The organism is Marivirga harenae, assembly GCF_030534335.1.
Taxonomy (GTDB): domain Bacteria; phylum Bacteroidota; class Bacteroidia; order Cytophagales; family Cyclobacteriaceae; genus Marivirga; species Marivirga harenae.
Map to the genome: position 1 here is coordinate 2,779,111 of NZ_CP130565.1, position 23,500 is coordinate 2,802,610.

Sequence of the window (23,500 nt, forward strand, 5' to 3'; positions counted from 1 at the left end):
ATGAAGAAATTATACTTTTTACTTTTCTTTTTAGGAGTAACACTATTTGCTTTTGATTCGAATGCTCAGTGTCCCACACCAGGAAATACAGATATTGGTCCTTGCTGGGATGGTGATGCCACTGGCTCTGGTAGCGTAACTTTTACATTTAATGATGGAGTTGCTCCTGATGGATCCATATATCGCGTCCGGTTTTATGATTATCTTTCTGGTGGAACAGGTAAATTTGTTTATGACAGCAATAACCCAGATCCTTCCTTAAATGACGTTGATGACCCAATATTTAATGGTAATCAATTGACCTTCCCTAATTTACCGGAGGGTGATTATGTTTTACTTTTAAGTAATGGTGGTTGTGGAACTACTCCAGGCACGTTTTACGGAAATGGGTTTACCGGTGGATTTACATATTCAGCTATTGGTGTAGATGAAACGCTTGATATCGAAATTGCCTTAGATAATGTTTTTCCAGCATGTAGCGGGAATGACGGTGAAATACAAATTACTGTCTCCGGTGGAGAGGGTACTTTTTCTTACTCTTGGACAGGGCCAACAGCGATTGGAAATACTGATAATCCAACGGGCTTATCTGCTGGGACTTATGAAGTCACAGTAACTGATGGTTATGGATGTACCGAGGTTTTAGGAGGCCTTGAAGTGATTACACCTACCGTTGCTAATGCTGGGTCAGATGATTCGATTTGTCAGGATACTTATAATTTAAGTGGAAATAGCGTACAAACCGGTGAAACAGGAACCTGGTCGATAATTGCACAACCAGGAGGAGCGAATGCCCAAATTGATAATATTAATGATCCTAACACCCTAATCACAGATTTACTTTTCGATGGTGATTATACTTTTCGATGGACAATAAGCGATAATTCAGGGACGTGCTCAGATTCTGATGATGATGTGATTTTAACTGTGGCAAATGCCGCAACAGCAGAAGCGGGTGATGATGTTGCGATTTGCGAGGGCGATGATTTAGATTTATCAACAAGCGGTACTGTATCAGCTACAAACTTCTCAGTTCTAAGTTGGACTACAGCTGGTGATGGTAGTTTTGATGATAATACAGCTCTGGAACCTATTTATACTCCAGGCGCAACGGATATAAGCAACGGTAGCGTAGTACTGACATTAGAGGCTACTGGGAATGGCACATGTGACCCGGAAACTGATAACATGACGTTGACTATTACTCCTGCACCAACAGCGGATGCTGGTAGTGATGAGGATATTTGTGAAGCGACTGCCTATGATCTATCAGGATCTTTTACTCCGCCAAGCGCTAGTAATTTCGCAAACCTAACGTGGACAACTAGTGGAGATGGTAGCTTTACAGATAATACAGTTTTGGCTCCAGTCTATACGCCAGGGCCAGTCGATGCGACAAACGGCACGGTTACCTTGACACTTGAAGCAACAGGAAACGGAAGCTGTGCAGCAGAAACAAGCGATGTGATCATGACGATAGTAGCTGCGCCAAGCGCAACAGCAGGTAGTGATGAGGAGATTTGTAGCACGGATGTATTTGATATGAATGATTTCACTACTGCTCCAACGGTAAGTGACAACAACGGTCTTGAATGGAGTACAAATGGAACGGGAACTTTTGGTGATCTCACCCAGCTGGTAACTACTTACAGTCCAAGCCCTGCGGATCTTACAGCAGGCAGTGTGACTTTGACACTGACAGCATTCGGCAACGAGAACTGCGCAGATGCAACGGATAACATGACCTTGACAATAACTCCAACCCCAACTGCAGAGGCGGGTGATGATGTTGCGGTTTGCGAGGGAGATGATTTAGATTTATCGACAAGCGGTACAGTATCAGCCACGAATTTCTCCACTTTAAGCTGGAGTACAGCTGGAGACGGTAGTTTTGATGATAATACAGCGCTAGAGCCTATCTATACACCAGGCGCAACGGATATCACTAATGGTATTGTAGTATTAACTGTAGAGGCTACTGGTAATGGTGCATGCGCTACTTCCACTGCAACAGATAATATGACCTTAACGATTACTCCAGCCCCAACATCAGAGGCAGGAGATGATGAGACAATTTGCGAAGGTGATGATTTGGATTTATCAGCAAGCAGCACAGTGTCGGCCACTAATTTCTCCACTTTAAGCTGGAGTACAGCTGGGGACGGTAGTTTTGATGATAATACAGCGCTAGAGCCTCTTTATACTCCAGGTGCAACAGACATAAGCAATGGGAGTGTACTATTGACACTACAGGCAAATGGAAATGGTGGTTGCTCTGCAGCAACAGACAATATGACTTTAACGATCACACCAGCAGCAACAGCAGAAGCGGGTGATGATGTTGCGGTTTGTCAAGGCGATGATTTAGATTTATCGATAAGCGGTACAGTATCGGCTACAAACTTCTCAGTTCTAAGTTGGACTACAGCTGGTGATGGTAGTTTTGATGATAACACAGCGCTAGAGCCTATCTATACACCAGGTGCAACGGATATCGCTAACGGTAGTGTAGTATTAACTCTAGAGGCTACTGGTAATGGTGCATGCGCTACTTCCACTGCAACAGATAATCTGACCTTAACGATTACTCCAGCCCCAACATCAGAGGCAGGAGATGATGAGACAATTTGCGAAGGTGATGATTTGGATTTATCAGCAAGCAGCACAGTGTCGGCCACTAATTTCTCCACTTTAAGCTGGAGTACAGCTGGGGACGGTAGTTTTGATGATAATACAGCGCTAGAGCCTCTTTATACTCCAGGTGCAACAGACATAAGCAATGGGAGTGTACTATTGACACTACAGGCAAATGGAAATGGTGGTTGCTCTGCAGCAACAGACAATATGACTTTAACGATCACACCAGCAGCAACAGCAGAAGCGGGTGATGATGTTGCGGTTTGTCAAGGCGATGATTTAGATTTATCGATAAGCGGTACAGTATCGGCTACAAACTTCACAGTTCTAAGTTGGACTACAGCTGGTGATGGTAGTTTTGATGATAACACAGCGCTAGAGCCTATCTATACACCAGGTGCAACGGATATCGCTAACGGTACTGTAGTATTAACTCTAGAGGCTACGGGAAATGGTAGTTGTGCCCCAGCTGTAGATAACATGACCTTGACAATAACTCCAACCCCAACTGCAGAGGCGGGTGATGATGTTGCGGTTTGCGAGGGAGATGATTTAGATTTATCGACAAGCGGTACAGTATCAGCCACTAATTTCTCCACTTTAAGCTGGAGTACAGCTGGGGACGGTAGTTTTGATGATAATACAGCGCTAGAGCCTATCTATACACCAGGCGCAACGGATATCACTAATGGTAGTGTAGTATTAACTGTAGAGGCTACTGGTAATGGTGCATGCGCTACTTCCACTGCAACAGATAATCTGACCTTAACGATTACTCCAGCCCCAACATCAGAGGCAGGAGATGATGAGACAATTTGCGAAGGTGATGATTTGGATTTATCAGCAAGCAGCACAGTGTCGGCCACTAATTTCTCCACTTTAAGCTGGAGTACAGCTGGGGACGGTAGTTTTGATGATAATACAGCGCTAGAGCCTCTTTATACTCCAGGTGCAACAGACATAAGCAATGGGAGTGTACTATTGACACTTCAGGCAAATGGAAATGGTGGTTGCTCTGCAGCAACAGACAATATGACTTTAACGATCACACCAGCAGCAACAGCAGAAGCGGGTGATGATGTTGCGGTTTGTCAAGGCGATGATTTAGATTTATCGATAAGCGGTACAGTATCGGCTACAAACTTCTCAGTTCTAAGTTGGACTACAGCTGGTGATGGTAGTTTTGATGATAATACAGCTCTGGAACCTATTTATACTCCAGGCGCAACGGATATCGCTAATGGTAGTGTAGTATTAACTGTAGAGGCTACTGGTAATGGTGCATGCGCTACTTCCACTGCAACAGATAATCTGACCTTAACGATTACTCCAGCCCCAACATCAGAGGCAGGAGATGATGAGACAATTTGCGAAGGTGATGATTTGGATTTATCAGCAAGCAGCACAGTGTCGGCCACTAATTTCTCCACTTTAAGCTGGAGTACAGCTGGGGACGGTAGTTTTGATGATAATACAGCGCTAGAGCCTCTTTATACTCCAGGTGCAACAGACATAAGCAATGGGAGTGTACTATTGACACTACAGGCAAATGGAAATGGTGGTTGCTCTGCAGCAACAGACAATATGACTTTAACGATCACACCAGCAGCAACAGCAGAAGCGGGTGATGATGTTGCGGTTTGTCAAGGCGATGATTTAGATTTATCGATAAGCGGTACAGTATCGGCTACAAACTTCACAGTTCTAAGTTGGACTACAGCTGGTGATGGTAGTTTTGATGATAACACAGCGCTAGAGCCTATCTATACACCAGGTGCAACGGATATCGCTAACGGTACTGTAGTATTAACTCTAGAGGCTACGGGAAATGGTAGTTGTGCCCCGGCTGTAGATAACATGACCTTGACAATAACTCCAACCCCAACTGCAGAGGCGGGTGATGATGTTGCGGTTTGCGAGGGAGATGATTTAGATTTATCGACAAGCGGTACAGTATCAGCCACTAATTTCTCCACTTTAAGCTGGAGTACAGCTGGGGACGGTAGTTTTGATGATAATACAGCGCTAGAGCCTATCTATACACCAGGCGCAACGGATATCACTAATGGTAGTGTAGTATTAACTGTAGAGGCTACTGGTAATGGTGCATGCGCTACTTCCACTGCAACAGATAATATGACCTTAACGATTACTCCAGCCCCAACAGCAGAAGCGGGTGATGATGTTGCGGTTTGTCAAGGCGATGATTTAGATTTATCGATAAGCGGTACAGTATCGGCTACAAACTTCACAGTTCTAAGCTGGAGTACAGCTGGAGACGGTAGTTTTGATGATAACACAGCGCTAGAGCCTATCTATACACCAGGTGCAACGGATATCGCTAACGGTACTGTAGTATTAACTCTAGAGGCTACGGGAAATGGTAGTTGTGCCCCAGCTGTAGATAACATGACCTTGACAATAACTCCAACCCCAACTGCAGAGGCGGGTGATGATGTTGCGGTTTGCGAGGGAGATGATTTAGATTTATCGACAAGCGGTACAGTATCAGCCACGAATTTCTCCACTTTAAGCTGGAGTACAGCTGGAGACGGTAGTTTTGATGATAATACAGCGCTAGAGCCTATCTATACACCAGGCGCAACGGATATCACTAATGGTATTGTAGTATTAACTGTAGAGGCTACTGGTAATGGTGCATGCGCTACTTCCACTGCAACAGATAATATGACCTTAACGATTACTCCAGCCCCAACATCAGAGGCAGGAGATGATGAGACAATTTGCGAAGGTGATGATTTGGATTTATCAGCAAGCAGCACAGTGTCGGCCACTAATTTCTCCACTTTAAGCTGGAGTACAGCTGGGGACGGTAGTTTTGATGATAATACAGCGCTAGAGCCTCTTTATACTCCAGGTGCAACAGACATAAGCAATGGGAGTGTACTATTGACACTACAGGCAAATGGAAATGGTGGTTGCTCTGCAGCAACAGACAATATGACTTTAACGATCACACCAGCAGCAACAGCAGAAGCGGGTGATGATGTTGCGGTTTGTCAAGGCGATGATTTAGATTTATCGATAAGCGGTACAGTATCGGCTACAAACTTCTCAGTTCTAAGTTGGACTACAGCTGGTGATGGTAGTTTTGATGATAACACAGCGCTAGAGCCTATCTATACACCAGGTGCAACGGATATCGCTAACGGTAGTGTAGTATTAACTCTAGAGGCTACTGGTAATGGTGCATGCGCTACTTCCACTGCAACAGATAATCTGACCTTAACGATTACTCCAGCCCCAACATCAGAGGCAGGAGATGATGAGACAATTTGCGAAGGTGATGATTTGGATTTATCAGCAAGCAGCACAGTGTCGGCCACTAATTTCTCCACTTTAAGCTGGAGTACAGCTGGGGACGGTAGTTTTGATGATAATACAGCGCTAGAGCCTCTTTATACTCCAGGTGCAACAGACATAAGCAATGGGAGTGTACTATTGACACTTCAGGCAAATGGAAATGGTGGTTGCTCTGCAGCAACAGACAATATGACTTTAACGATCACACCAGCAGCAACAGCAGAAGCGGGTGATGATGTTGCGATTTGCGAGGGCGATGATTTAGATTTATCGATAAGCGGTACTGTATCGGCTACAAACTTCACAGTTCTAAGTTGGACTACAGCTGGTGATGGTAGTTTTGATGATAACACAGCGCTAGAGCCTATCTATACACCAGGTGCAACGGATATCGCTAACGGTACTGTAGTATTAACTCTAGAGGCTACGGGTAATGGTAGTTGTGATCCCGCTGTAGATAATATGACTTTGACAATCACAAATTCACCGACAGCGGATGCAGGTAGTGATCAGGGAATTTGTAGTGATGAGATTTTGGATTTGTCCTTAATTGATACTCCACCAACTTCAACCAATGGTACAAACTTAATATGGACAACAAACGGCAACGGGAGTTTTAGTGATCAAACGATCTTGCAGCCTATATATACTCCAAGTGCTGATGATATTACAGCTGGAACTGTTGAATTGACCTTGACAGCTGAGGGTGCTGGCAGTTGTGCTGATGCTGTAAGTAGTATGACTTTAGCAATTAGCGCTAACCCAACAGCATTTGCAGGGGATGATCAATCATTTTGTGATGTAACGTCAATTGACTTAAGTACTTTGGATACACCGCCTTTAGCAGAAAATGGGACAATTGAGTGGTATACGATTCCAGGAGATGGTTCATTTAATGATGTAACTTTAGAAGCTCCCATTTATACATTTGGGCCTGGTGATATTGCAAATGGATCTGTTATCCTATCTATTAACGTAGTGGGTGAAGGTGCTTGTTCTAATACTACAGTATCAGACGCAGTAATTATTTCTATTAACAATACTCCAACTATTAATCCAATAGCTGATGCCTCTATGTGTTATGTTGATGCAAATAGCACCTTTGATGTGGAAGCAACAGTTTCAAATGCAAACAGCATTCTATGGTCTAGTAGTGGTACAGGGACTTTTGACGATGAAACCTTGGCTTCTACTTTTTATATTCCTAGTCAAGCTGACTCTGCCAATGGATCAGTTGATTTGACCATAACTGCTTTTGGTTCAGGAGCTTGCACTGATTCGGATTTGACCTTTACTCTTCAAATTAATAGTTTGAAAATAGATGATGTTGTCACTCAGCCAGCTTCTTGTGGGGCAGAAGGTACAGTTGAGTTGAATGTTTTAACCGGATCTGCAGACTTAGTAAAGTGGACTGACGAAAATGATAATGATGTCACTGGAACAGATCCGTTATCATTTTCAGCAACAGCAGGAACTTATACCTTGCTCGTAAATGATAATACTACGAATTGCCTGTTTACTAAAACATATAATCTGGTTGACCCAGCACCATTTACAGTGGATGCTGTAGTTAGTAATCAAACTGAATGTAATCTTGATAATGGAAGTATAGATATTACCATTAATTCTGGTTCTGGCAGTGAAACTTTCCAATGGACAGGTCCTGGAATTGATGCTTCAAATGAAAATAATGAAGATCAGCAGGATTTAACACCTGGAGATTATTCTGTTGTAGTTACCGATAATGGATGTACTGTTACTGAAAATTATACTGTGGATCCAGTAGAATCAATTAGTGCTACTTTAAGTAGTGAACTTGCTTCATGCGGTTCTTCTGATGGCACGATTTCAGTAAGAGTGGCTCAAATTGGAAGTAATACATATGATGTAGTATTGAAAGACTCATCTGGTGAAGTTTTAATTGATTCTTTGGGAATAGACGTTGCGAACGATTCTGTTGTATTTGCAGGACTGTTTCAAGCCTCCTACAGAGTTATAGTAACTGATAATGTTACCGCTTGCTCTGATAGCTTAAATATAGTTGTTAATGAGGATGCCCCATTTATACCAAATGTACCTAGTGTTACCAATATTCAGAATTGTGGAGATTTGGGCAGTATTAGTATTACTTTTGCAGATGCAAATGAGCCAACTTCATATGCGTGGGTAAATGAAGCAGGGGATCCGGTAGGAAACGATTCTCCTGATCTTAATGGGGTAGAGGCAGGTTTGTATACGGTGACCTTATCGGATGCGAATTGCACAGTTGTTATTAGTGACATCGAAATCACCCAACCAGCAGAATGCGATTACGATTGCGAAGACTTCAGAGTTACTCCAATTACGGAAGCTGCAACTTGCTTGGGAGTGGATGATGGAAAAATGTTTTTCTTATTACGAGATGTTAATGAGAGTTCTCCTGAATTGAATTTTGATATTAAGCCGACTGGTACAGATGATTCGCTTTATCATAGATTTACAGTGACCAACATCGGACAAGGGTTGATTGTAGAAATAGACACCACCTTTGCGACTGGAAGCTATACTGTTGTTGCATCTGATCCAAATTTGGATTGCACTGCTGATACTGTAAACATTAATATTGGGACCAAAACTACACTGTCAGCTACTATTGATATAGAACAACCAACTTGCACCATTTCTACTGGTTCAATATCAGCAAGTATAGCAGGAACGACAGATTCTTTTGAATACATACTGTACTTCGATGGTGACTCTTTAACATCAAATATGACTGGTGTTTTTGCTGACTTGGAAGAAGGTGATTATGAGATCGAATTTAATAACCAAAGTGCTAACTCATGCGGACTATCTAATCGGACTTTTACAATTGAAAATACCGCTGTTGTAGATCAAAGTGCTGTGGACATAAATGTATCGAATCCAGATTGCGGAGAAGTATTTGGATCAATTGCCGTAAGTCTAAATAATTTACCAAGCAATTATGAATTTATTTTGGTAGATGGAAATGATGAGGAAGTAGCTCGAAATTCAACTGGTATATTCAATGATGTAGCTGAAGGAACATATGTTGTTCAGTTCGAAAATGTTGTTGACCCAGGAGCTTGTCCAATCGCTGATAGAGGTGGAATTGTAATCGAAAATGACGGTTCCTTTTCTGCAGTTGCAAGTGAAGTTGAGAACATAGTTTGTTTCGGTGATAATACTGGTTCTGCAATAATTACGTTGGAAGGAATATCAACAGGATTCTATTCTTTAGATAATGGACAACTATGGACTGAGTTTACTTCAGGAAATAGAATCAGTGGACTACCAGCTGTGAATAATCTCTTGGTAAGTGATGAGCCTGGAACCTCTGATTGTGAGTTATCGGTAGCTGTGGGTATTGAGTATTTAAGTCAACCAATTACTTTGGATGGAAGCATTGAATTGATTACGCAAGCTAGTTGCACAGTTTCTGAACAAGTAGGTGAGATTAATGTTCCTGCTGTTTCTGGAGGGGTTGCTCCATATGAATTTTCAATTGACGGCAAGGTAGTAGAATTAGATGCTGATCGCAATATTGGAGGTCTTGCTAGAAATGTAAACCAATTGACCATCACTGATGATACAGGATGTAGCGAAAACTTTGATATTCGATCTATTGTTTCACCAAATGAGGTTAGGGCAGTGGTAACTGAAATCAATCCTAATAATAATTGTACTGATGATCCAGAAGGTATTTTAGTTGTAATTGATGAGGCCACAATTGATAATGTGCCTGGGCCATATAACTTAATTCTTAATAGAGTTAACGAGACGACTACATCCGAATATGTTTTAGATATTAATACGAATGGAAGTAGGGAATTCCTAATATCTCAGTTTAATTTTGACGAAAATATTCCTTTTATTAAAGGAGCAAGATATAGATGGACTGTACGAGCAGTTGATAATGATCAAGCCTGTTCTGCAGATAATTTTGTGACTATAAACGGTGGAGCAATTATTCCAACCTTTGATATTGAAGCAAGTGATGTTGCTTGTTTCCAAGAATCAGGATCTATAGAATTATTCAATATTATTGCTGATGAAACTATTCAATTATTTATTGAGGTTTATGAAGGTAATAATGTGGATCCTACTGAAACGTTTACTCTTAATTCAATACCGGAAAGTAGAAGATTTGTGATCGACCAAAGTATTTATGGTATGATGACTCGTGGCGATTATATAGTGAAGTTGTCGCAGCAACCAAGTAATTGTAGCAGCACAATTGAATCTGAAAATGCTAGCGTATTCATTGATGCTCCAGTTGCACAATTAAATGTAGAATTGGTTCCTGAACCTAATTTACCGCCTGGCATTGAGAGAGAAAGAACGGATATGAATCCTATGCCAACTACTAGACCGGATAGGGCAAATGGGTCCATAAGCATCAGGCTGGTTGAACCAATTTCTGGTGCAAATGGATATTCTGCTCAGATATTCTTGTTGACTCCATTAGGAGGTAATAATAGCTCTGATTATGTGATACCGACCGAACCTATTGAATTCGATGCGGACAGGACAATAACCTTTGCGAATTTATTACCAGGTATTTATGAAATTGAATATTATGATTCATTTGGATGTGGTTTGGATGGCAATAGGTTAGTTTTTGATGGGGAAGGTTCTTCGGATATCACGGTTGATTTCGATAGAAGTCCGTTTATCCCGAATGTTTTCACGCCAAATAATGACGGTAAAAATGATGAATTTAGAATTCTCAACCTACCTGATAATGGCGCTGAACTAATTGTAACTAATAGGACGGGAACAATAGTTTATAGAGATAGTAATTACCGATCAAGTAACCTTTGGGATGGTGGTGATAATCCTGACGGGATATATTTCTACCAATTAACAGTAGATGGAAATGTTCAATCTGGATGGGTAGAAATCATCAGAGGAAAAAGATAATTATTTGAAATACTAATGCGAAGGAATGCCAGCTCTTTTAGGGCTGGCATTTTTTATAATAAGGGACTTTAACTTTCGTTCGTAGTTCATGAAAATTAAGTTAGTAATCGTTCTTTGTCTTTTTAGCTTTAGCGTAGTAGCTCAAAAATATGGAACAGCGATCGGTCCTCGGATTGGGGAATCAAGATTTGGAATAAGTGTTAAACAAAGAATTCTCCCAAGCTTTACCGCAGAAGCAATGACAGAGTTGCAATCTGATGCCTATCAATTTACAATACTTCCTAAATACCACTTACCGATTACCGGTGAGGGTTTAAATATCTTTTTCGGTGCAGGGGCTCATATAGGAGGCCTAAAAGAATTTGGAGCAACTTATGGTTATGATCTGATGGGTGGAATCGAGTGGAAAATTCCGGCTTTGCCTTTAGTAATTGGGGCTGACGTTAAACCAGCTTATCATATTAACCATGAAGACTGGTTTGAATTTCCAGCAACTGTATCGGTGCATTATGTTTTTTCTAAGGAAACCAAAGCGAAAAGGAAGAAACAAAGGGCGAAAAGAAAGAAGAGAAAGGAAAGACGCGAAAGGAGAGAAGAAAGAAGAGAGAAAAGACAGGAGTGGTGGAATGATTTTAGGAATATTTAAAAGTTTTTAATGGTTTTGTCTTGCATTTTTAAATTATTTCAATGTACTTTGGAATACAAAGTATAAATATGGATCAACAGAAGTATATTCAAGACATTAAAGAAATTAGAGAAATGATGGATCGCTCTGGTCGATTTATTTCTCTTAGCGGTATTTCAGGAGTGGTAGCAGGAATCATTGCTTTAGTTTCTGCTTTTATAGCTTATCATTACATCTATTTAGACACCCATTACTACAGCTTTAAAGTGATTTACTTATCTCCTCAAACAATTCAGGACATATTTTTATTGGCCCTGACCACACTTATCTTATCCATTGGTTCTGTTATAGTACTGACTCACAGGACGAGCAAAAAGAAAGGTCAGCACCTTTTGAATAAGCATGCTAAATTAGTTTTGATAAACTTAGGAATCCCATTATTTACAGGAGGCATGGTTTGTATTATTTTAATTATTAATGGCTACATAGGTGTAATAGCACCACTTACTTTAATTTTCTATGGATTGGCATTGATTAATGCGAGTAAGTACACTTTGGATGATATTAGAAGCTTAGGGATTGCGCAAATCATTTTAGGGTTGATAGGTCTATACTTTATTGGTTATGGCCTAGTTCTTTGGGCGCTAGGTTTTGGGATCTTACATATTATTTACGGTATTATAATGCGTTTGAAGTACGGATCGTGAAGGAGATACTAAATAAATTGGATAAGGCATTTGAAAATAAAGTGCGCTTAGGGATTATGTCTGCTTTGATGGTAAATGACAAAATGGACTTTGTATCATTAAAAGATTTACTAGGTGTGACTGATGGCAATTTAGCTAGTCATTTGAAAAATCTTGAAAAAAAAGAATTTGTGGGTTTCGAGAAAGAATTTGTGGATAGAAAACCAAATACGACCTACAAAGCCACTGAACTTGGTATTAGGGCATTTAAGGCTCACATAAATGCAATTGAAAAATTATTAAGTAATAAATAAATTTTTTTTACACTTTAACTTTGAATTACAAAGTACTCTTAATATGAAAAAATATGGAAAAAGAAAATAGTCTATTCGAAAAAGTGAGCACTTGGCTCAGAAATTCAGTGATGTTGAAACTCTTAACGATTACTATTCTGATGCTACTTTTGCTGATTCCTTCAGCTATGATTCAAGATGTGATTAGCGAAAGACAAAACTTGCAGCAAGAAGCCATTAGCGAGGTCAGCAGTAAATGGGCCAACAGCCAAGAGTTAAATGGCCCAATATTAACCATTCCACTTTTGTATGAATTTGAGAAAGACGATAAAATGGTGGAGACTATTGTTTATCAATATGTTTTACCTCAAGCATTAAATATTAATGGTATTTTAAAACCTCAAAAATTAAGAAGAGGGATTTATGAAGTGGTGGTTTATGATTCAGATTTAAAAGTGAACGGAACATTTAATATGGATATTAGCTTTGATGAAAATCATTTAAAGGAAATTCAATACGAGAAGGCATTTTTAACCATTGGATTTTCTGATTTACGAGGGATCAGTAATAATATCAATTTCAAATGGGGAAATGAAAACTTAAAAGTAGAGTCTGGTAGTAAAATCACCGATTTGGTCAGTTCTGGCATTACCATTTATCCAAAAGCCATCAAATCGCAATTAGGAAATTCGATTGATTTTGATTTCTCAGTGGATTTGCAAGGAAGTCAAGACTTAACTTTTGTTCCGGTAGGAGGGACGACTCAAGTTAATTTGCAGTCGGAGTGGTCATCTCCAAGTTTCAAAGGAAATTTCTTACCCAAAAATAGAGAGGTAGATGAAGCGGGCTTTACAGCTCACTGGAATGTGTTGGAATTAAATAGAAATTACCCGCAATCATGGTCGGGAAGAATTATGAAAGATAAAATGGACGCATCTGCCTTTGGGGTAAACTTGTTGAATGAAGTAGATGATTACAAGAAATCGCAACGCTCAGCTAAGTATTCAGTGATGACCATTGCACTCACATTCTTGGTTTTCTTTTTAGTGGAAGTGATTAATAAAAAAAGGATTCATCCCTTCCAGTATATTTTGGTAGGCTTGGCTCTATGCTTATTCTATGTTTTGTTGGTATCCATATCGGAACATTCCAATTTTGATTTGGCTTATGCTATATCCACTTTTGGCATTGTAGGTATGATTTCATTTTATGCTTTATACATTATTAAAGCTCGTAATTTGGTGATTATTCTGGTGTTGACTTTGATAGGGATTTATGGTTTTGTATATGTCACCCTGCAATTAGCGGATTATTCTTTACTTATAGGCAGTATTGGATTGCTCATTATTTTAGGACTAACGATGTTTTTCACTAGAAAAATTGATTGGTATAATTTTCAATCTTCTAGTCAAGAAAAATTTGTTGAGCAATGAGTAAGTTATCAAAATTTGAGCAATACTATCTGAACGCTAAAAGCAATAGATGGTATTGGTTGTTTTCAGTATTCTGCAGAGTTTCATTGGCTTATGCATTCATTGTGGCAGGAGGAATTAAGATCATTGGGGAACGCTTTGCAAGTGGGTTGTCAGTTTTACACCCGATGGGTGCATATCTTGAGGCATTACATCAAACAGGATATTATTATACCTTTATAGGATACGCTCAAATCATTGCAGCTGTTTTATTATTAATACCTAGAACAGTGGTTTTAGGGGCGATGCTTTATTTTCCAATCATCTTAAATATATGTATCCTGTCGCTAGCAGTGAGATTTGAAGGTTCTTTTGTGACATCCCCACTAATGGTGCTCGCAAATCTTTTTCTGTTAGTATGGCACTACGATAAGCTAAAATTTCTTTTACCCTTCAAGAATTATCTTGATGTTACTACAGCTAGAAAGCCTAAGAAGTATAGTAATAAATTCCCAATTGTTTTCTTTTTAAGCGTTCTTGTTACCGTAGCACTTATCGTTTCAATTTCTCTTTTTGGATTTGATTCAATGCCAAGAAATTCTAGTTCAGATTGTCAAAAGCAATTTGTCAATACTGAAAAAGAAACCAGAGGCTTTACTTTTTGTGAATGTATTCATAAAGAGGGGAGAAGCCTGGATGATTGCTTAGAGGAGTTTGATGGCGGCAGCTATTAAAATTATGATGTCGGTTGTTCTTTCTGACAAGGGAAATTCCGCTTTGCTCTTAAATTTTATTGAAATTAGACTTTAAGATTTTATAAAAGATAATATTTATAGTTGTCATTATGTTAATTATAGTTTACATTTACATAATTATAATTTACATATAGAGAAATATGAAGTTTCAATTTTTACCACATTATTTCAAGTATATCGGTCTTATAATGTTTATTGTATACTTCGGAACAGGTGCAGTAGACGGTTTTATTGATGGGCTTAAAGGATCTCCTTATAATCCTGACGGAATGGCTTTCGGGCTGGAGTCATACCTAAATAAAAAGGTTTTTGATATAATAGGATTTACTGGGGTTTTAATCTATGCATTGGCAAAAGATAAAGTTTTTGATGAGTACATGATTAAATTACGGTTGGAAAGTATGTACATAGTATTTTTTGGGACTTTGATCTATATCCTACTAAGGATTTTTCTAAGTTCTGACTGGCAGATGAGTGCGAGTTTTTTGTTTGAGGCTCAAGTCTTAGTTTTTCTGCTCGTGAATAAAGTGAGGAAATATATCATTATCAACTCCTAATGAAGAACTTAATAAAAGTTGAGCGGGCTAGATTTAATTTATCTCAAACAGATCTTGCTACAAAAGTAGGGGTGACTCGTCAAACAATTTATGCTATTGAACAAGGTAAATTTTTGCCCTCGGTATTACTTGCTTTTAAGATTGCGACTGTTTTGAATATCGAAGTCTCTGAACTTTTCATTATGGAAGATTTTGATTTTGATCAATCATGAGTAATTAAGAAAGCTAGCACAAATCAGCAATTGCACAACCAGTATTCATGGCTAGCAAAGTGTGAATAAACGAAAGGTCTTAGCAGCTTCGCTAAGACCTTTTATCTTAAATCTTGTATCTAGAATCTAGATTCTAGGTTCTTATTCAATTACTCACCCTCTTAAACTGCTCAAAATCAGGCTTCCTTTTTTCCAAAAATGCATTTCTGCCTTCTTTGGCTTCTTCTGTCATATACGCTAATCTGGTCGCTTCTCCTGCAAATACTTGCTGTCCCACCATGCCGTCATCGGTGGCATTGAAGGCAAACTTCAACATTCTGATAGACAAAGGGGATTTGCCCAATACTTCTTGCGCCCAATCAAATGCACTATCTTCTAATTCTGCATGAGGCACTACGGCATTGACCATACCCATATCGAAAGCTTCTTGCGCAGAATAATTTCTACCTAAAAAGAAGATTTCCCGAGCTTTTTTCTGTCCGACCATTTTAGCCAAGTAGGCTGAACCGTAACCACCATCAAAGCTAGTTACGTCTGCATCAGTTTGTTTGAAAATGGCATGTTCTTTACTAGCCAAAGTCATATCGCAAACCACATGCAAGCTATGACCGCCACCTACTGCCCAACCTGGAACTACGGCAATGACCACTTTCGGCATAAAGCGAATCAATCTTTGTACTTCCAAAATATTTAGACGTGCAACTCCATCGTCTCCAACATAACCCTGTTCTCCTCTGGCTTTTTGGTCTCCGCCACTACAAAAGGCATATTTTCCATCCTTTGGAGAAGGTCCTTCGGCAGATAACAAAACAACGCCTATATCATCATCTTCACGGGCATGCAATAAGGCATCGAAAAGTTCAGCTGTTGTTTTTGGTCTAAATGCATTACGTACTTCCGGGCGATTGAAAGCAATTCTAGCTACATGATTAGCTTTTTTATAAGTGATGTCGGTATATTCTTTTACCGTTGTCCAGTTAATTTTACTCATGATATCAATTGATTTTTAAAGTCTTCGAATATTTTTTGGTTGGTTTTACTATCAGTTTTTATTTCTATGATGGCGGAATGTGGATAATGCACAAACTTATCCCGTATTGTATTAAAGCTTTCTAAATTATGAGCCGAAAAATGAGCGATGCCAAATTCGCTGCACAGGCTTTTGGCTTCAAGTCTTTGCTCCGTTTCAAAAAACTCTTCCAGTTCAGCTTGCTCTTTTGGTCCTTTAATCATTCTGAAAATGGAACCTCCGTGATTGTTGAGTAAGATGATTTTCAAATTTGGATAAGGATATTTATGCCAAAATGCATTGCGGTCATAAAAAAATGCTACATCACCCGTGATGAGAAAATGACTTTGATCTGGATGCGATATGGCATGACCTACTGCTGTGCTTGTAGAGCCATCGATTCCACTCGTCCCTCTATTGGCCCAAACCTTAATATCTCTTTGTGATTTCAAACCAATAAAATTAGCATAGCGCACACTTAAGCTATTCGCTAAATGTAAATGACTTCCTGCTGGTAGATTTTTCATCAGTTCCTGCAATGCAGAGAATTCACTAAAAGCCTGATTTGCTAAAAACGATTGCGTTTTACTTTCTGCTTGCAGATTTTTATCCTGCCACAGTTTTAAAAATTCAGCTGATGAACTTTTATTTATATGCTCTAAGAACGCAGTCGGTTCCGTTTCAACTTGTCCAGTTAACGCCTGAAATGGATCAGCAATAAAGGCATGATGCGCTCTTACCTGCCATTGTTCTTTTACATTTTTTCGAAGGAATAATTTCAAGTTCTTGGAAATAATACTTTTTCCGAAGCTGATAATTAAATCGGGGATTTCTTCCTCTTTTGAGTCCTTAAGCATTTTCATACAAATGCTATCAGGTAAATTGATTGCATTATTCAATTGGTAGCCATTGGAAATGATATCTGCGAAAACAGGGATATTTAGCTTTTTTGATACTTGATTAAGCGCGTCCAAAAAGTCTTTATGATAATCATCTTGCCCTAATAAAAAAGCAATCTTTTCCTTTGACTTTAATTCTTGTTGGAGTTTCTCGATTTGGCTTTTTGTCAAGCACTTTTCTCCAATGACACTTTTTATGATTTTAACATTGCTGTCGTAGTTCCAATTCTTAGTTTGCTCGGGATAAAATGGTTCGCGAAAAGGGATATTAATATGGACAGGACCATTGATTCCATTTTTGCTTTCAAAAACAGCTTCATTAATGATTCTATATGTTTGCCATTGCGCATCTGGGTGCGATAAATCAGCTGCAATATTATAGCTGTTCTTCACATGCTTGCCGTAGATATTTTCCTGTCTGATCGTTTGTCCATCCCACTGATCAATCCATTCAGGTGGTCGGTCTGCAGTGATCACTACCAAAGGAATTTCTTGAAAATAAGCTTCCGCTACCGCAGGTGCATAGTTCAATGAAGCAGAACCTGAAGTACAAATTAAAGCAACTGGATTTCGCTCAGCTTGTGCCATTCCCACTCCAATAAATGCTGCTGAGCGCTCATCACTAATGGAAAAGCATTGGATTTTAGGATGACGGGCAAAAGCTAAAGTTAAGGGAGCATTTCGGCTTCCAGGGGAAATAATGGCTTTTTCAATTCCTTGCTGGTGACAAATTTCCGCTATATAATTGATAATGTCTTGTTGCATAATTTGGATGCAATTTAAGGATTGAGCGGAGTAATATCACCATATTTTAATCCTTTTGTGCTTTTCAAAAATGCTTTTACCCAGCCCACCTGAATTTTAGCCTGCACTTTCAACGGGATTTTGTTTTTATCGTCAGAAACCCAGACGGTCATATCTTCTCCACCATCGAAAATGGTACCTTCTACCAGTAGAGCGCTGAATTTTATGGTGCTATAGACCTTTTCATCAGGCATTTCCAGTTTTTCTTTGCCTAAATACCTGACAAAAAGGTTATATACTTTTCCATTAACAATGAGGTTGAAGGGTATTTTTTGGTCTTTTTTAAAACCGCTAAAATCTAGATTTCTTGCATAGTAGATAGCAGATAAGACGTCCCATATACAATCATCATAAGAGACGTTTTTCTTCATGGTTTCAGTTTCATCAGAATTATAAACTTCTGCGCTAATGTTTTTTTGCTCAGTATCAAACCAATATTTATTACTGACTTTATAACTGCCTTCTTTGGTATTTCTATGGAAATAAAGTGGTTTTAATTGTTCTTGAGTGCCTATCGCATCAAAAGTATCTCGAACCTTATAAACCCAATCCCATTTCGGCATAGAGCGACCATACCCTTTAAACCAATGGGCATCATAGCCTTCCCATTTTGCATCTTCCACTGCAAACATAACTTCACCCGCATCTACCCAAATCACGCCCCAATTGTATTTGACATCATACCACAATTCTTCTCCTGCTTTATAAGCGGTGGTTTGATCTAGGCATTGCGCAAAAGCTAATTTAGATGTACTTAGGCATGCTAGGAAGTAAAGTAGGAAAAGGTATTTATTCATATAAGCAATAAACGATTTAAAAGTATATTGTTAGATTATTTTCACGATAATTCATCCTTATTTTCATCTTGCGGAATTTGATAGCCAATTTTTCGGCTTATCATTAGTTGTATGGGTTTTTCATGTCTCCTTAATTTTAAGGAATTACCTAATAATTCAATTTTAGATTGCCACATAAAGCTGTCGTAGGGAGTAAGTCTGTAGAATTTAATTTTATTTTGCTTACAGTATAAATCCAGACAAAAGTTAGCGATAGCATGAAGTTTCCAGCCTGAACTTCCATTTCCTCCGAAATAACCAGGCTCATCTGCCTTATTCAATAACTTTTCTGCAAGTGGATTAGTCCAGATTTCATGAGTTAGACCACCTTTAAAGGCTTCTTTTTCTTTCGACCGACAAAAGGTCTTCCATTTTTGCAGATCAAAAAACGGGATATCTTGATAAAAGCTGTTTCGTAGAGTTTTGAGTCTGTAGCGATTGAAATGATATTCTGGCTCGAAAAATAAATGATAATCAGTCGGCTGAAGGTTTAGCAAATCAAAGGAAAAGATTAGATTCTTTTCCAAGAAAGAAGTCCATTTAAGCTCCAATTCTTCTGCTAATTCCTCAAAATAGTGGGGATACTGTTGATGTAGTTTTTTAAACTCAATGTCCACTCTCAAAAAGTCAGTTCTGAGGTCTATCTTTTCAAGATATTGTTGCAGTGGGTTGATTAGCTTATTTTGGATAACTGATATCGTTGCCATTTGGCAAAAATATAAAAAGCAATGAAGGGGGGAAGGCATAAAGGATTATTTTTATGCCCGGCCACCTTAAGGACTAGTAAAAAAGTTCTACCTAATTTTCTTATCAGGCTTGAGCTAGTTCTCTGTTCTTAATTCTTTTTTTCTTTTTCTTCTTCTTTTTAAATTTTCTCCCATACCACAGTAAAAAACCTGTTACCGGTAAAGAAGCAACCGTTAAACTTGCTAAAAATGTAATTATTTTTCCTGGTAAACCGGCAATTGCTCCTATATGGGTATCGTAATTCATTCGTATTAATTTATCTGGAATATTGGCTTGCTTGTACTTGTTGTAATAAGTGCCAGATGGAACCTCTTCAAAAGTGTATTGATCGAAAAACACGAAGTCAGAATTATAGAATACTCCATCCTCATTTGAAATTTCCACATAAATGGTGGATGAGTTTGAATGAGGAAGATGAATTTCATAGTCCATAGCATTAGGATATTCTTTCTGTAATTTTTCCAATAGTTGGTCTATGGATTTAGGTGCATTAGTAGATTGACGTTTGGAACCATCGGGAATGAGGAATGTAGCTTCTTTCTGGCCGCCCATTGCCCGGTAAACGGCTTTATTTACGATGGGGAAAGCCATTATTAACCCAGTTAGAATAAAAATTAAGGCGAATATGCTCACATAGAAACCAAAAATGCTGTGGAGATCAAAGTTTTTTCTTTTCCATTTAGTGGTGGATTTCCAATCAAATTTGAATCGTTGCTTTTTATTCTTTTTATTTCTTGGCCACCAAAGGTAAATTCCGCTAATGACTAATAGTAAGAATATAACAGTGGACCATTTTACAATTTGAGTTCCGATGGCTTCTGGCAACCATAGATGTATGTGGCCATCCAAGACAAAAGCAAAGAAGCCAGTTAAATGGTTTTCAGTTTTAAGAATAGTGCCCTGAATAGGGTGAATAAATACAGAGCTATAAAAAAGAGGTTCAGCTTGGTAAAATATGGCTTCAATCGGTTCTGATGTGTCATCGTAGAGAATGCCATGTATTAATTTGTTGGGATATACAGTATGTGCAATTTTTTCTGCTTCAGTAATGCTGAGGAAATCATCATTCGATTTTTCAATAGTAATTTCTTCTTGGGTGATGGCTTTTATTTCTTCTCTAAAAACCCACAGGCATCCTGTAATGGCAACTATAAATACAACCATGCCTGATCCTAAGCCTAAAATGAGATGAATTTTATTTGTTATCTTCTTCATTTATTTTCTTTCAATGATTAAGAAACCAGAATAGCCCAGGGTTATTCCCGGGCTATTGGTTTCGCGTTACTGAATATTTTTAAGAGTTTGCAAGAAATCAGAACTTGAAATTTAAACTCAAGGAATAATTCCTTAAGTTTTGGGGCGTTACCGTTGACCATCCTGAGAAATATTGCTCATCCATAATGTTATTGACTTTTAAAATAACATCATATTGGAAGGTAGAATAGGATAGAGAAGCATTGAAAATCTGATAAGCAGGAAGCGTGAAAGTTCCAGTACCAGCTCTATTTAGGGTTTTATATTCGCTGGCTATATTCCCTCCAAAACCAAGGCCCAATCCTTTGAAATCTCCATCAGGGATGCTATAACTAGCCCAAAAATTGATCAACTCTGCCGGCCCAGCTTCTTCAGGCCTTAGTCCCAAATAGCCTGAAGCTTCATAATCTTTGGTTACTTCACTTTCATTATTGCTGTAACCAGCAATTAGATTTAGACCATTTACTGGATTTGCGGTCAGACTCAGTTCATAGCCTTTGCTCACTACTTCACCTCCCTGTATAGAATTATTAATATTTTCTGGATCAGTCATTAATCTGTTGGCTACCGTAATATGATAATAGCTAGCTGTCGCACTTACTCTGTTGTTAAAGAAATTAGATTTTATTCCTCCTTCATACTGATTGGCATTTTCGGGATCAAAAGTCTTTAGTCTCGGGTTGGAGCCATCAGCATTAGCTACCTGCTGTGGAGCCACATTGCTAAATCCGTTCATATAGTTGCCGAAAACCGACAGCTTATCTTGAAGCACCTGATAGACTATACCGAACTTTGGTGATACTGCGTATTGCTGTTCGATTTCTTCTCCTGAATAAATCGAAGGCTTACCACCAAAGCGATCCAAACGAACGCTAGCCATAGCGGATAGGGCAGGAGTAATGTTGATTACGTTAGAAATGTAAGCGCTCATCACCTCATTGGAAGCACTGTTAATACCACTATAGCTTTCTTCCAAAAGCGCATCTGTTCCTGCTTGAGTTAATATGCCAGTATCTTCCTGTGTCTGAATGTTTATGGTTCCGTTTTGAACATAAGCAGAGCTATTATCTGTTAATTCTGAATTGAAATAATCTAGACCAATCACTATTCTATTCCTCAAACCTCCAATTTTGAAATCGCCTAAAAAGTTTTGTTGAATATCAGTTGTATTAGTTTCACTGTTTCTTTTAGAAATGTATCTGGCAAAACTCTCACCATCTGTTAAATCCCATAAGTAGTGATAGAATCCCTTAGCTTTGGTATTGCTTCTTGAGACTACAGTTTGTGAAGTCCAGTTATCAGAAATTTCATATAATGCCTGAGCTTGCAATCCGAATGAGGGATTTCGGATAGTTAAATCATTAGAATTGAAAGAACGTGAATAGGCATCTTGAAATACATTAATGTTATCATAAGATAACTCAGCTCCTCTATTCAAGAAAAGCATTGGATTATTGGCACTTTCGCTTTGTAAGAATTCTGTATTAAGTAAGAAAGTCAATTTTTCACTCGGCTGAAATTTAAAAGAAGGCGCAATAAAAAATGATTCGCTAAAGCCTGCATCCTGAAATGAATTTTGCTTGTTGTATGCCATGTTTACTCTAGCAAAAGCTTGCTCAGAGATTTTAGTATTCACATCAGTTGCAATTCTATTCAAACCATTGCTTCCGGTTATGTAGTTGATTGAACCCCCAAATGATTCATATGGCTGTTTGGTCGTAATATTGATTAAACCACCATAAGAAATCACAGGACTACCAAAAAGTGTTCCCGATGGTCCTTTAATGATATCGATAGATTCTACATTGGCAGGGTCAAGTCCAGCATTATTGATTGCAGGCATACCGTTAACTAAAGTAGGTTGCACCGAAAACCCTCTCATAGAATAGAATTCTGCTCCATCTCCACCTCTTCCAGTAGATTCCCATAGACGGGTGACACCAGTCGCATTTTTCAAGGCATCATTCATATTGGTAACTACCTGTTCTTTTAAAATAGTTTTAGGGATAGAATTATATACCTGTGGATTTTCGATGTCTTTTAAAGGAAGTTTCGAAACAATAAAACTACTATCACGGTGAAATTTATTTTTCTGTGTATAAGTCACAGTGATTTCATCCATTTGAAGTGCATCATCTTTGAGCGTGAAATTGATCTTCAAATGCTCATTTTCCTGAATATTAATTTTTCTTTCTGCCGACTGGTATCCGACAAAGGAGCTAATAAGTGTATATCTCCCTGGTGTGAAAGTAGTTATAGAATAATTTCCATTCTGATCTGTAACAGCTCCGGAATTTATTTCTTTCAATACCACATTGACAAATTCAATAGGAGACCCATCAGGATTTGTAACAGTGCCTGAAATTGTGCTTTGCTGGGCGAAAGCTGACTGCAGACCGATTAATAAAAATATCGGGAGTAAAAATCTATTCATTTTATATCTATATTTAGATTGATTAAAAATAATAATGCAAACATATACACTATTTATAATCAATCCAAATAAAAATAATTGATTATATTTAGA

General features: G+C 38.6%; 14 protein-coding genes. 8 read left to right on the forward strand and 6 right to left on the reverse strand.

Going from position 1 to position 23,500, the window contains the following annotated elements; genetic code table 11:
- From Q3Y49_RS12050 to Q3Y49_RS12085, 8 genes are all read left to right on the forward strand, one after another.
- The gene (locus Q3Y49_RS12050; RefSeq protein WP_303268461.1) at positions 1–10,884 is read left to right on the forward strand and encodes a T9SS type B sorting domain-containing protein; all 10,884 of its coding nucleotides are present in this window, start codon (positions 1–3) and stop codon (positions 10,882–10,884) included.
- Between the two features lie 88 nt (positions 10,885–10,972).
- Entirely contained in the window at positions 10,973–11,530 is a 558-nt protein-coding gene (locus Q3Y49_RS12055) for a hypothetical protein (protein WP_303268463.1), read from the forward strand.
- Positions 11,531–11,571: 41 nt separating this feature from the next.
- Positions 11,572–12,216 (forward strand): hypothetical protein, encoded by a 645-nt coding sequence (locus Q3Y49_RS12060; RefSeq protein ID WP_303268464.1) that lies wholly within the window; start codon positions 11,572–11,574, stop codon positions 12,214–12,216.
- Positions 12,213–12,509 (forward strand): winged helix-turn-helix domain-containing protein, encoded by a 297-nt coding sequence (locus Q3Y49_RS12065; protein WP_303268465.1) that lies wholly within the window; start codon positions 12,213–12,215, stop codon positions 12,507–12,509. Before Q3Y49_RS12060 ends, Q3Y49_RS12065 begins: the two co-directional genes overlap by 4 nt.
- A gap of 53 nt (positions 12,510–12,562) precedes the next feature.
- Entirely contained in the window at positions 12,563–13,921 is a 1,359-nt protein-coding gene (creD, locus tag Q3Y49_RS12070; protein WP_303268466.1) for a cell envelope integrity protein CreD, read from the forward strand.
- Positions 13,918–14,634, forward strand: a complete 717-nt coding sequence (locus Q3Y49_RS12075) for a DoxX family protein (protein WP_303268467.1) — start codon at positions 13,918–13,920, stop codon at positions 14,632–14,634. The genes creD and Q3Y49_RS12075 overlap by 4 nt, the downstream gene beginning before the upstream one ends.
- Positions 14,635–14,843: 209 nt before the next feature.
- Complete coding sequence (locus tag Q3Y49_RS12080) at positions 14,844–15,212, forward strand: hypothetical protein (RefSeq protein ID WP_303268468.1); 369 nt, start codon at positions 14,844–14,846, stop codon at positions 15,210–15,212.
- Positions 15,212–15,424, forward strand: a complete 213-nt coding sequence (locus tag Q3Y49_RS12085; protein WP_303268469.1) for a helix-turn-helix transcriptional regulator — start codon at positions 15,212–15,214, stop codon at positions 15,422–15,424. The genes Q3Y49_RS12080 and Q3Y49_RS12085 overlap by 1 nt, the downstream gene beginning before the upstream one ends.
- A 145-nt stretch (positions 15,425–15,569) precedes the next feature.
- Here Q3Y49_RS12085 and Q3Y49_RS12090 read toward each other — a convergent pair whose 3' ends face one another.
- The 6 genes from Q3Y49_RS12090 to Q3Y49_RS12115 form a co-directional block, all read right to left on the reverse strand.
- The gene (locus Q3Y49_RS12090; protein WP_303268470.1) at positions 15,570–16,415 is read right to left on the reverse strand and encodes a 1,4-dihydroxy-2-naphthoyl-CoA synthase; all 846 of its coding nucleotides are present in this window, start codon (positions 16,413–16,415) and stop codon (positions 15,570–15,572) included.
- The gene (gene menD, locus Q3Y49_RS12095) at positions 16,412–18,097 is read right to left on the reverse strand and encodes a 2-succinyl-5-enolpyruvyl-6-hydroxy-3-cyclohexene-1-carboxylic-acid synthase (protein WP_303268471.1); all 1,686 of its coding nucleotides are present in this window, start codon (positions 18,095–18,097) and stop codon (positions 16,412–16,414) included. The genes Q3Y49_RS12090 and menD overlap by 4 nt, the downstream gene beginning before the upstream one ends.
- Positions 18,098–18,111: 14 nt before the next feature.
- A complete protein-coding gene (locus tag Q3Y49_RS12100) occupies positions 18,112–18,933 on the reverse strand; it encodes a DUF3108 domain-containing protein (RefSeq protein WP_303268472.1) in 822 nt (273 codons plus the stop codon).
- Positions 18,934–18,974: 41 nt separating this feature from the next.
- Positions 18,975–19,679 (reverse strand): DUF7255 family protein, encoded by a 705-nt coding sequence (locus Q3Y49_RS12105; protein WP_303268474.1) that lies wholly within the window; start codon positions 19,677–19,679, stop codon positions 18,975–18,977.
- A 103-nt stretch (positions 19,680–19,782) separates the two neighbouring features.
- Complete coding sequence (locus Q3Y49_RS12110) at positions 19,783–20,934, reverse strand: PepSY-associated TM helix domain-containing protein (RefSeq protein ID WP_303268475.1); 1,152 nt, start codon at positions 20,932–20,934, stop codon at positions 19,783–19,785.
- Positions 20,935–21,031: 97 nt separating this feature from the next.
- On the reverse strand, positions 21,032–23,407 hold the full coding sequence (locus Q3Y49_RS12115; RefSeq protein WP_303268476.1) for a TonB-dependent receptor: 2,376 nt from the start codon (positions 23,405–23,407) through the stop codon (positions 21,032–21,034).
- Between the last annotated feature and the right edge of the window lie 93 nt (positions 23,408–23,500).